The organism is Bacillus sp. LB7 (assembly GCF_030449715.1).
Taxonomy (GTDB): Bacteria; Bacillota; Bacilli; order Bacillales; family Bacillaceae; genus Bacillus; species Bacillus paralicheniformis.
In genome coordinates, this window is record NZ_JASGCA010000001.1 from 423,836 (window position 1) to 435,840 (window position 12,005).

Sequence of the window (12,005 nt, forward strand, 5' to 3'; positions counted from 1 at the left end):
TACTATAGGCAGACATAAAGGAGGATAAAAGCCAATGAACCCTCATATGCTTTACTCGAGATCAGGTCCTGCCGGATACCCGGCCAGATTCCCGTTATTCTGGGGTTTTGGAGCGCCGCTTGTCGGCGGTTTGCTGGGCGGATTTCTCGGAAGCGCGATTTTTAACTACCCAAGGCCTTACGCTTACCCGCCGCCATACCCGGGACCTTACGGCGGCGCGCCTTATTACGGCTACGGGGCAGCTCCTGGGGCCGTTCCGTACGGAGGTGTTCCGGGCGCAGCTCCATACAGAGGGGCGGGACCGGGCTATTGATCAATAAGCCGATTGTTGCTGGCATCTAAATGCCGGATGTCCAATATGAAGCGGCGGCCAAAGCTTGCGAATCTTTTCGCCTTTGGCCGCCGTCTCATTCTTTCCGGATCGATCAGTCAGGAAACTGTACTTTTCCAGGTACGGTATATGCGCTTGACGTCCCGTTTTCCGGCAGTTTTTTGATCGTGTCTTTTACGACTTTTCCTCGTATATCTGTAATTCTGACTTTAAGCGGACTTGTCCCGAGATTGGTGCTGACGAAATGGTTGTAGTCCGTTTTCTCCATATTGATCCACTTTCCGCCTTTGTAATATTCCATTTTCATGACGGGATATTTGTGATTTCTGACTTGGATCGCCGCCCACCACTGGCTGCTGCCTTCTTTGATCCGGTAAGTGAAATTGCCGGTAATCGGCGCTTTGACTACACGCCATTTAATGTTGATTTTGCCGTCTTTCATATCGCCGATCTCGCGAAAAGCGTTCGGTGAAAGGTCAAGAGCTCCCGGCGCGCCTTCAGGATACAGATCGGTCACATAGACGGTCGTTTTTCCTTTCGGCCCTTCAACCCGCAGATAGGCGCCGGCAAGAGCTGCTTTCACTCCGCGGTAATTCATATCTGTCGGATTTAAAGCGGTGATCTTCATATTGGACGGAATCGGATCCAAAAGCAATGCACCGCCGGAGTAACCTGACCCCGTATAAGTGGCGTAGCCCTTATGCAGTGAGTTGTATGCTGCAGAAGCTTGAGGTGAAAAACAAAGGATCGTCAAAAACATCGCTGTTATCAATAGGCTAATTTTCTTTTTCATATTCATCCTCCTGTTTTATAAATTGAGAACCATTATCATTATAAGGACTAACTGACAGCAGCCGAAAGAGGAAATAGTTACAGGGACTTTTTAAGGAATAATGACTAGCGATGTCGAAATGTAAAGGCACAGCCAAATGTCAGGCAAATGAGATGATCATCCATGAGGACTAGTGTTAAGATGGTACAGGAAGAAAAAAAAACAGCCTGCTTCTCCAAGCTGGCCGTTTTCAAAACGTGATGTCGATTTCAGACAGGTTAAAGTCCTCATTTTTTAAGAACATCACTTCCAAAATGCCGTCTTTAAATATTGCTTTCGTACCCTTTCTGCGTACTAGAGAGGGGAGAACGACTTTTTCCTGCCGCCCTTTTTCAGGGTAGTTTTCTATGATCAGGGTTTGTGAAGTATGTTTAATTTTCAGAAGGTTAAGCTGTTCTTTGGTGAGCGGTACTTTAACAAATACATGGCTTGTCGTTTCAAAAATATCAATCGGATCAGATTCATCTGCCGCCGGTGTTTCTTTTGAGAGAGGGTCACGAAAAGGAAATTGAACTGCATACCCCGGTCCGAAAACGCTTTTCATCATGTGGTGGATATATTGCTCCACATCTTTCGGGTCAGCGTTTTTTAATCCGTCCTTAGAAAACTGCTGAAATGGAAAAAAGCGTTGCCAATCAAACACGATCACACTTCCTTTCACATAGACGGTACAGTATATGCAAAAAAGTGCGGAAAGTGATGAGAAGAAAGGAAAGAAACAGACATGAATCATTCATCTCAAACGAAAGGAATCATTTACACAGCGCTTTCTTATTTGCTGTGGGGGCTCCTTCCTTTATATTGGAAAGTACTTGATCAGACGGCTGCACTCGATATACTGGCGCACCGGATTATCTGGTCATTTGTTTTCATGTGCGGCGTGCTTCTCGTTTTGCGGCAGTGGAAAAACGGAGTCAAAGCATTTCGCGCGCTTTCGGGAAACCGAAAGGAATTTGTACCGCTCATTTTGTCGTCCGTTCTGATTTCGATCAATTGGTATGTCTACATATGGGCTGTCAGCAACGGCTATATTCTTGAAGCGAGCCTGGGCTACTACATCAATCCGCTCGTATCGATCGTGCTCGGAATTGTCTTTTTAAAGGAAAAGCTGACACGGATGCAGGGAGCGGCAGTTCTTCTCGCTGCTTTCGGGGTGCTTATTTCCGCTTTCCAGTACGGTTCCGTGCCGTACATCGCCCTGATACTTGCATTCAGCTTCGGGCTCTACGGACTGGCGAAAAAGCGGACATCGCTCTCAAGCGCCATAGGGCTTACCCTGGAAACGATGATGATCGCTCCGGTTGCAGCGATCTACCTGCTGTTCTTCAGCCATCCGGAAAAGGCTCAAGCCGCTTCAGGGAGCATCGGCATGATGGTGCTGCTGTTTTTGGCAGGAGTGTTGACCGCGATTCCGCTGCTTTTATTTGCGGAAGGTGCGAAAAAACTTCCGCTTTATCAAGTCGGCATTTTGCAATATATCGCTCCGACCATTACATTATGCTTAGGCGTTTTCGTCTATCATGAACCGTTCAGCAGCAGTAAGGTCTTTACATTTACCTGCATATGGGCGGCGCTGATTTTGTTTACACTTTCGCAATTTCAATGGAAGAAACCGGTGAAAGTATTTTTAAAAAGAAAAAATTCCTTTCATCCGTAAGCCCTTTTTCTTTTCAATAAGCCCTGTTTATGTATAATTAAACATTATTGAAGCAATTCGGAGGTTATTCCGTCATGGCAGACGAATTAGAGCTTTTGCGGGCGTATAAAACCCTTTGGAAAAACCGGACGATAGACGGAGAAGACAGACAGGCGCTTCATCGGGCGATTGATGATGAGTTGAACGACCTCCGTACCCATCCAAGGCTCAGAAAGACGAAGCACGAAAAATACTATCAATCAATCCGGCGCATTGTGAATTCACAATTGGAACCAGATATGAAGCTCAAGCTGATTGAATGGCATACGGAACGATTGGAGTTATTAACAAACGAAGAAAGCAGGGAGTAACATGAAAGCAATAATAAAAGAAGATGTGCAGGCTTCTTTGGAAACATTTTTAAACCAGCCTGTTTACATTCATTTGGAGACGACAACCGGATCGTATTCCGCGCATAAAGATGAGCAGAACATGACCGTGGTGGCGTATATCAGAAACGCGAAGGTGACCTGCTCCCGGGCAAAAATCACGGGCGAGGGGCCATTTCGCGCCGGTTTGAAAATCGAAGACGGCTGGATCTACGCCGAAGGCCTGACGGATTATACGGTTGATGATGAAGGGAGATTGCTTCTCGCCGGCTATTTGCCGGGCGGCAAACTTGCCATTTCGCTTCAAATCAGCAAAAAGCCATTTGCAGTCTAAAAAGAAGGTGTTATAGATGAAAAAACATTTACTCGTGATCTTGCCGCATCCTGACGATGAATCTTTCGGAGTCGCCGGCTTGATCGCCTTAAACCGAAAAGAAGATATACCTGTCACATACGCGTGCCTGACGCTGGGCGAGATGGGAAGAAATATGGGAGACCCGCTTTTTGCCAACAGGGAAACCCTTCCGCTGCTCAGAAAGCAAGAGCTGATCGACGCCTGCAAGGAAATGGATGTACAGGACTTGCGCATGCTCGGATACCGCGACAAAACGCTCGAATTCGAGGATGAAGAAAAACTGGCCGATCGAATAGAGGCTGTCATCGATGATGTAAACCCGAGCCTTGTCGTGACGTTTTATCCGGGACACGGCGTTCATCCTGACCATGATGCGTGCGGTGCCGCGGTCATCAGGGCATTATCGCGGAAAAAGAAAGAAGACCGGCCGCGCGTCTTATGTATGGCCATCACCCACCACAGGGAAGAGGTTCTTGGCAAGCCTGACGTCGTTCTTGATATTAAAGAAGCCGCAGATATTAAAATGAACGCGCTCAAAGCGCATAAATCTCAAACAGGCGGCTTTATGAAAGAAATAGAGCAAAAACTCGCCAATGGCGAGCCGGTTGTTGAGACATGGTTTGAAAAAGAAACATTTTGGACCTATCAATGGAATGATTAAAATGGTCAAAAAAGGTGTCGGGCATATGAGCCCGGCACCTTTTTATACGCTTTGAGTGTGAATATAGCGGTTTTGAATGCGTTTGAGCCTGAAGAACAGCCCGACTGCACCGGCTGCGAGCCCCGTAATCAGTCCGATCCAGTACCCGAAAGCTCCGAATGAAGTATACGTTCCGATCACAAAACCGACCGGAAGCCCGATAATCCAATACGAGACGAGAGCGGTAACAAGCGTGTAGTTGACATCTTTATATCCTCTGAGCGCTCCTTGAATCGGCGCGGCGATGGCATCTGACAGCTGAAAAAACAACGCATACAGCAAGAAGTCCTTTGTCAGAAGCAGCACATCCCGGTCAGCCGCGTACAAACCGGCGATTTGCTCTCTGAACAGTAAAATGATGAGTGCGGTGAATAATGAAAAACCGACCGCTATTGAAATGCCGAGATAGCTGTAGGTTCTTGAGTCTTTAAACCGTTTTGCTCCGGCCTCAAAGCCGACGACAATTGTCAGCGTCATCGATACGCTCAATGGAAGCATGTAAAGAAGCGAAGCGAAATTCATTGCCGCCTGATGGGAAGCGATCGTGACCGTGTCAAAATGGCTCATCAGCAAAGTGACAGCTGCGAATATACTCGTCTCAAAGAAGATGGCGAAACCGATCGGAATCCCGATCTTCAGCAGTTTCATACTTTCAGCAAAAGAAAATGAATAGAAAGTTCCAAAAATCCTAAACTGGTGAAACGGCGTTTTTTTGTGGACGATGTATAAAGAGATCAGACAAATGCACCAATATGTGATGGCGGAAGCCATACCGGCTCCTGCTCCTCCAAGCTTTGGAAAGCCGAAGTTCCCGAAAATGAACAAATAATTCAAAACAAAATTAATGGGCAGAGAACAGAGCGTAATCAGCATCGTCACCCGCGTTTTTCCGAGTGAATCAATAAAGCAGCGCATCACATTGTAAACAAACAGCGGCAATATGCCGAGCCCGATGCAGATTAAATATTGCTTTGCGATGACCGCTACCTTCTGCTCAAGATCGAGGTTCTCAAGCACCGGATCAATCAGTAAGTATCCGGAAACGATGACAGCAATGCTGATGATCCCGGCCACATAAACCGATTGAATAACAGTATAAGGGACAGCCTTTTGCCGCTTGGCCCCCATCAGCTGGGCGACCATCGGTGTTACAGCCGTCAAAATGCCGGCAAGCCCTGTATAAACGGGGGTCCACAAACTCGAGCCGATTGCGACGCCGGCGAGGTCTGCGGCACTGACTTTGCCTGACATCACTGTGTCGAGAACCGTAATGAGCGACAGTCCCGCTTGCGTAACCAAAATCGGAATCAAAATCGTTAAAAACTGTCTTGTTTTCTCCCGCAAATCCTTTGTTTCCCTCATATCAGTTCCCCGTTTCTTTTGGATAACGAGAGAAATTATAACACGTTATGTATAAAATGCAATAAATGTCTGTTCAATCTTTTTTCGTCTGTTTTGTTTTTTTAAACATTTGCACATAAATAAAGGAAAGAGAAAGGATTCCTAAACACGTACATAAATATTGACATATTTTTTGAATGGCCAAGAAGATTCACCTCCATGTCTTAAAATGCGCCATAAAGATGGAAACATGCATGAAAGCGGCGGTAATAAATCAGAAGCTTTTTCATCTGTTTTCTAATAGTCTATTAAGACTATTGATATACAAAAATGAATGAGTATTAAGTTTTGTTTTTATATTTATCGTTATATTAAGATAGGGAAAAAGAATCTATAAATGAAATAGTAAAACGCCGTTCGATCTAAATAAAAGATACTCCCAATTCCGGATGTTGGCAAAAAAAATGTATGATATAGTCAATTTATGGTTTCTTGGAGGAATTTGTGCTGAAATGTAGAAATGTATGAGTGATCCTGATCTTTGCTTTTCGATTAGGCAATAGATGAGGATTGATCGGCGATTTCCGGTAAACAAATGAATATGAATACACGGTTTTTACATCCTCAACTTGAACGCTGGCTTGTCCATCTGTTGACCGTTTGATCCGAGAGAAAAAGAAAGCGGCTGTAAAACGGTACGGAAATCCGCATGTTACGGCGTCTATTCGGGCTGTTTCGGCACATGCAGCATATCCAGTTAACTCCTTCTCGCTGTTTTTCACCATGAACCTCTGATTTTAAAACAACTGATCATCGTATTTCCGAAAAATTGAAACGCAAACCTTTGCCAAAAAAAGCATCCGACATCTCGAGCGCGCGAAAAAAGTATTGATTTTTGTCAATATGTCTATCAGTCTGTATTTTTAATGAGAAATTTGTAAAAAAACAAAAAGACTATTAAAAAAATATAAAATAGACCGATACAAATCGTGAATTGCATTTTTTGCTTAAGAATATAAAAGGGGGCTTTCGGCCAAAGGTCATACATATGGTGATCAGATCACCTGTCTGATCGGCCGGATAAAGTCTTAAGCAATAGCAAATGTAATGGCATACATAGAGAGAACGAAAATGAAACGGGAGGTTAAGAGGTTATGAAGAAGAAGATAGCAGTAGGTTTGGCGGCCTCTGCGGTAGTTGGAACTTCATTGGCGGCATCACCGGTAGAAGCCCAAACCATCAAGGTGAAAAGCGGAGACTCACTGTGGAAGCTTTCAGCTGAGTACAATACCAGTGTTTCGGCACTTCAATCAGCCAACAATCTTTCATCTACAGTTATTTATGTTGGACAAACTTTAAAAGTACCGGACGGCAAGTCAAAAAGCAGCTCACAGACAAAATCCGCAAGTTCCAGCTCAAGCACTGCCAAGTCAACTTACACGGTAAAATTAGGAGATTCCTTGTGGCTGATTGCCAAAGACTACAAAACAACCGTAAAAGAGATCAAAAACTTAAACGGGCTGAGCAGCGATATGATTTACCCGGGACAAAAGCTGGTCATTAAAGGAAGCGCGAAAAGCACCGGTTCCAGCTCCGGCTCGAGTTCCAGTTCGAAATCATCCAGCTCATCCTCAAGTTCGCAAAGTGCAAGCAGTTCAAGCAGCACATACAAAGTCAAATTGGGCGACTCTTTATGGAAAATTGCAAATAATTTGAATATGACAGTCGCCGAAATCAAAACGCTGAACAACTTGAAGTCGGACACGATCTACCCGAACCAGGTTCTTAAAGTGAAAGGAACGGTTTCCAGCGGAAGCAAACCATCTTCTGGTTCGTCTTCAAGTTCTTCATCAAGTAAAACGAACACAAGCAGCAGTTCAAAAACGACCACTTACACGGTTAAACCAGGCGATTCTCTGTGGAAAATTGCAAATTCGATGAAGGTGACGGTACAGAGCATCAGAGAGGCTAATCAATTAAAAACAGATGTTTTGCAAGTCGGCCAGAAGCTTAAAATTTCCGGTGCATCGACTTCCGGCTCATCTGGCAGCCCATCTTCCAGCTCGCCGAACTCTTCAGTTTCAACCGGCACTTCGACAAGTGCAAAGGTCGAACGGATGATTGCGGAAGCAGAAAAGCATATCGGCGTGCCTTACAGATGGGGAGGCAACAACCCTTCCGGCTTTGACTGCAGCGGATTCATCTATTACACGTTGAACAAAGTTACATCTGTCTCAAGGCTGAGCGCAGCCGGATACTGGAACATCATGTCGCCAGTCAGCCAGCCTTCAAGAGGAGATTTCGTTTTCTTCTCAACATATAAAGAAGGTCCTTCACATGTTGGGATTTACTTAGGAAACAACAAATTTATTAATGCAAACGATTCAGGCGTCTCTGTCAGCGACATGAACAATTCCTACTGGAAACAGCGCTATCTCGGCGCAAAACGGTATTCATTTTAAAAAAGCCATTTTATATGGCTTTTTTTCGTGATTTCAGGATGGTAAGGACAGGTTTAATGCCCTTCTTCGTTGTCTAAACTGAAAAGAAAAGCGAAGGGGGAAGCCGTTTGAGAACATTACAGTACATATTGCTCACATGTATGGCTGTTTGTTTGGCAGCTGCATGCACACAGCAGAAAGAAATCGAGCAAAAAAATGCCGAACAGGAACATAAAGAAACTTTTGAAGCGATGACACAGCCATTAAAAATACCGCTGATCAAACGCGACGGTACGGAGACCGGTTTTATAGAAGTGTCTGAATCTGCTGCAGAAGGCCTTGATATCAGAGTCAGCGCCCATGATCTGCCGCCGGGAATGCTTGCTTTTCATATTCATGAAACAGGCGTGTGTAAAAAGCCTGATTTTGAAAGTGCGGGTGCTCATTTCAATCCTGACCAAAAGGAGCACGGCTTTCACAATCCGAAAGGACCGCATGCCGGTGATTTGCCGAATATTGAAGTCGGAGCCGACGGCAAAGTCGACGTCATCGTAAATGCGCCGGACGTCACCCTCGATCAGAAAAGCAAGTTCAGTCTGCTTGATCATGATGGAAGTGCTTTCATCATTCATGAGCATCAGGATGATGATTTGACAAATCCATCCGGAAACTCCGGAGCCCGGATGGTTTGCGGAGCGCTGACGAACACCGGAAAAAAGTGAATCGCCGCATGGAAGCCGTTTATATTGAGGGCAGCGCATCTTTTCTAGTATACTTACATACAGAAGACGCTTTGAGAAAGGAATTTTACAACACATGAAATATGATCTGCATGAACTAGAGCTGCCTGAAAAAATAAAAGAGCGGCTGATTCAGTCTGCTGCCAAACCTGTTGCCGCGGAATACCAATCATTGATTGGAACGCCCGGTTATGAAGCGGAAGACAGCGCCATTCTCTATGACGCGATGATCGCGCTGTCACTCGGAAAAAACGTTTTGTTAAAAGGCCCAACAGGCTCCGGAAAAACAAAACTTGCTGAAACGCTCTCCGCTTATTTTCAAAAACCTATGCACAGTGTCAACTGTTCTGTGGACCTTGATGCAGAGGCGCTTGTCGGTTACAAAACGATTGAAAACACCGACGGGAACGCCTCTATTGAATTTATCGAAGGTCCTGTGACAAAAGCGATGAACAACGGCCATTTCCTATATATTGACGAAATCAACATGGCGAAACCGGAAACGCTGCCGATCTTAAACGGGGTGCTCGATTACCGGAAAATGATGACCAATCCGTTTACGGGGGACGTCATCAAAGCGAAAGAGGGATTCGGCGTGATTGCAGCCATAAACGAAGGTTATGTCGGAACGGTCCCGTTGAATGAAGCGCTGAAAAACCGGTTTGTCATTATCGACGTGCCATACATTAAAGGTGACCTGCTGAAACGGGTGCTTGAAACACAATCCGAACTAAAAAATCAGAAGCTGCTGAACCGGTTTGTCACCCTGTCATCGGACTTAATGACGCAAGCTCATAATGGACAGGTTTCTGAAGAGGCCGCTTCCATCAGAGCGCTTCTCGATACTTGCGACCTGTCAACGTATATTCCGCCGCTGCGAGCGATCGAACGGGGCATCGTTGAAAAGCTTGATGATGAACGCGAAAAAGCGGCGGTCCGAAATATTGCCCAAACTTTGTTCGAATGAGGGTTTTTTATGAAGTTTATTAAATTCAATGACAGCAAGATTGACTCTCTGCTTTTTATGGAGCTGACAGATCTGGCGAAAACGCTTGCGAAAAGCGATCAGGTTGAAGTGGAATACGGGGTTCAATCTTATTACAATCCTTTTGAGAAAAAAATCTACATGAGCCATTTTTGGAAAGACCGGAACCACCGGGATATGGTAGACGGTTTGAAGAGCGATGTCTACTTGCGGTCAGTCGGCTCCCGCTACAGCTCGATGAAAGGCTTTTCCCGCATGCTTGACGCGGCTCGGAAATATCAGTTTAAGAGTTTGGCAAAACAGTTGTTTATGCTTTTTGAAGACATCAGAATCGAAGAGTCCATCAAGAGGGAGCGCCCCGGCACAAAACCGGTATTTTCGAGCCGGAAATCAATGTACCGGAAACACTTTGCGACCCAGTTGACGCTGAATTTGGAGCGGAGCATTTTTACGGATGCTTTGTTTTGCGCTGTATATCTTAAGCTGACCGCGGAATCGCCGCTTGATGAGATACCGGCTATCCATGAATCGGTCGATCCGATGAAGGGATTTATAGAAGCCGAGCTCGCCCGCGTATTCGAAGCGCGTTCAACTGCTGACATCGTCTCGATTGTAAGCGGGCTGATGGAAGGTTTCGAAGAGGTGCTCGAAAAGGATATGCTGAATACGTACTTCTTTTTTCCGGAACTGGAATACGAACAAGTTGACGAAGAAGAGCTTTTTCAAGATTTGAAAGCAAAACCGAAGCTGAGCGAGGATCTGACGCTTGAAGAGAAAAGTGCGGGTGACGAGGAAGTTCATGAAGAAGAAATGCCGACTTGGCACAGAGAAACGGAAGCCCCGGCGAAAAGCTTTCTCCAGTTTGATTTGGAGCACGGCGCAAAAACCGATATTTCCGGCGGCGCTTTAAGAGAAGGAGAAGACGGCGACCAAGCGCTCGGGTCTGTTCAGGGAACGGCGAAGCAGACGAAAAGAAAAGACTATTCAAAACTTGAATCGCTTGAATCTGTTCAAGATGAGCTGAACGGCGGCGCCGCACCAGCAGGCAAAGAAAACCGCTATGCGTTTTCAGTAATGAAGCCTCCGGAAAAACCTTCTAACGAAGACATATTAGACTACCAGGCTCAAGCCAAAACAATCGAATCGTATCAAAAACGGCTCAAACAGATAATTCAAAAAACGCTCGAGCATAAAAAAACGCTCCCGAGAACCGATTTGCATGCAGGCAGATTGAACAATAAACTGCTCCGTTACTTTACAGAGCGCAATCCGCGCCTGTTCTATAAAAAGCAAGAACCGTCAACAGAGATCGACGCCGTTTTTACATTGCTCGTCGACTGTTCAGCAAGCATGCATGACAAAATGGCGGAGACGAAACGGGGCATTGTCCTGTTTCACGAAGCGCTTAAATCTGTTGCTGTCCCTCACCAAATCGTCGGTTTTTGGGAAGATACGAACGATGCGACAGAGACGAGCCAGCCCAATTACTTTCATACGGTCGTCTCTTTTGCGGATTCCTTAAAAGCAGGCGCCGGACCGCATGTCATGCAGCTTGAACCGGAGGAAGACAACCGGGACGGATATGCGATCAGACAGATGACAAAGATGCTTGTTCAAAGAAGCGAAGCTCAAAAGTTCCTGATCGTCTTTTCAGATGGGGAGCCGGCAGCATTCGATTATGAACAAAACGGGATTGTCGATACACATGAAGCCGTTATGGAAGCGAGGAAACGAAATATCGAAGTCATCAATGTATTTTTATCAAACAGCGAAATCGAAGAATCGCAAATGAAGACGATACAGGATATGTACGGAAAGTACAGCCTTTTCGTCCCGGACGTCGATCAGCTTCCCGATGTTCTGTACCCGCTTTTAAAAAAGCTGTTGAACAAAAGTATACGATAGATATGACAGATGGCAGCAATACTCGCGGCCATCTGTTTTTTATCGTAGAAACACAGTGAAATATTGAAATTTTTATTATTTTTATCAACTTAATTTTTTGCGGAGCACATCGGGATGTTAAAAAATAGACGGTCAGGGGAAATATGTGAATAAATAATGAGCCGATTTAAGAGAATCCGGTCTGAAAGTTCAAAATTATAAAATTTTTTATTTTTCAAGATGATTTTTTAATTTTATTTGAACAATCTGTGTAGAAACAAATGAGAAACAGTGGTAAAATGTACGTGGAAGCGTTTTTATTACATATTTCTGGGCGCAAGGTTCAGAAGATATATTAAGATAGTGAATCA

General features: G+C 45.1%; 12 protein-coding genes. 9 read left to right on the top strand and 3 right to left on the bottom strand.

Annotated features, from left to right (window positions below; translation table 11 throughout):
* The first annotated feature begins 34 nt into the window (after window positions 1–34).
* Window positions 35–313: a hypothetical protein gene (locus QMZ64_RS02150; RefSeq protein WP_065643850.1), complete on the top strand. Its 279-nt coding sequence runs from the start codon at window positions 35–37 to the stop codon at window positions 311–313.
* Between the two features lie 112 nt (window positions 314–425).
* On the opposite strand, the gene exlX is transcribed toward QMZ64_RS02150, so the two are convergent.
* Entirely contained in the window at window positions 426–1,124 is a 699-nt protein-coding gene (gene exlX, locus QMZ64_RS02155; protein ID WP_243940903.1) for an expansin ExlX, read from the bottom strand.
* 229 nt (window positions 1,125–1,353) lie between these two features.
* Window positions 1,354–1,806: a spore gernimation protein GerT gene (locus tag QMZ64_RS02160; RefSeq protein WP_065643852.1), complete on the bottom strand. Its 453-nt coding sequence runs from the start codon at window positions 1,804–1,806 to the stop codon at window positions 1,354–1,356.
* 81 nt (window positions 1,807–1,887) lie between these two features.
* Between QMZ64_RS02160 and rarD the strand changes: the two genes are divergently transcribed.
* From rarD to bshB2, 4 genes are all read left to right on the top strand, one after another.
* Window positions 1,888–2,820, top strand: coding sequence for an EamA family transporter RarD (gene rarD, locus QMZ64_RS02165; RefSeq protein WP_265626777.1), 933 nt, complete (start codon window positions 1,888–1,890; stop codon window positions 2,818–2,820).
* Window positions 2,821–2,894: 74 nt separating this feature from the next.
* The gene (locus tag QMZ64_RS02170; RefSeq protein ID WP_243940899.1) at window positions 2,895–3,170 is read left to right on the top strand and encodes a hypothetical protein; all 276 of its coding nucleotides are present in this window, start codon (window positions 2,895–2,897) and stop codon (window positions 3,168–3,170) included.
* A gap of 1 nt (window position 3,171) precedes the next feature.
* Entirely contained in the window at window positions 3,172–3,522 is a 351-nt protein-coding gene (locus tag QMZ64_RS02175; protein ID WP_020451827.1) for a YojF family protein, read from the top strand.
* A 16-nt stretch (window positions 3,523–3,538) separates the two neighbouring features.
* A complete protein-coding gene (gene bshB2, locus QMZ64_RS02180; protein ID WP_243940897.1) occupies window positions 3,539–4,204 on the top strand; it encodes a bacillithiol biosynthesis deacetylase BshB2 in 666 nt (221 codons plus the stop codon).
* Between the two features lie 42 nt (window positions 4,205–4,246).
* Here the strand turns inward: bshB2 and QMZ64_RS02185 are convergent, their stop codons facing one another.
* The gene (locus QMZ64_RS02185) at window positions 4,247–5,605 is read right to left on the bottom strand and encodes an MATE family efflux transporter (protein WP_265626778.1); all 1,359 of its coding nucleotides are present in this window, start codon (window positions 5,603–5,605) and stop codon (window positions 4,247–4,249) included.
* Window positions 5,606–6,738: 1,133 nt separating this feature from the next.
* Here QMZ64_RS02185 and QMZ64_RS02190 point away from each other — a divergent pair.
* The 4 genes from QMZ64_RS02190 (at window position 6,739) to QMZ64_RS02205 (ending at window position 11,655) form a co-directional block, all read left to right on the top strand.
* Complete coding sequence (locus tag QMZ64_RS02190) at window positions 6,739–8,046, top strand: C40 family peptidase (RefSeq protein ID WP_265626779.1); 1,308 nt, start codon at window positions 6,739–6,741, stop codon at window positions 8,044–8,046.
* A gap of 140 nt (window positions 8,047–8,186) precedes the next feature.
* Window positions 8,187–8,747: a superoxide dismutase family protein gene (locus QMZ64_RS02195; protein ID WP_409365404.1), complete on the top strand. Its 561-nt coding sequence runs from the start codon at window positions 8,187–8,189 to the stop codon at window positions 8,745–8,747.
* Between the two features lie 94 nt (window positions 8,748–8,841).
* Window positions 8,842–9,732, top strand: coding sequence for an ATP-binding protein (locus tag QMZ64_RS02200; protein ID WP_059230609.1), 891 nt, complete (start codon window positions 8,842–8,844; stop codon window positions 9,730–9,732).
* A 9-nt stretch (window positions 9,733–9,741) separates the two neighbouring features.
* Window positions 9,742–11,655 carry a vWA domain-containing protein gene (locus QMZ64_RS02205; protein ID WP_301441116.1) on the top strand — a complete coding sequence of 638 codons (1,914 nt, stop codon included), beginning with the start codon at window positions 9,742–9,744 and terminating at the stop codon, window positions 11,653–11,655.
* The last annotated feature ends 350 nt before the right edge of the window (window positions 11,656–12,005 follow it).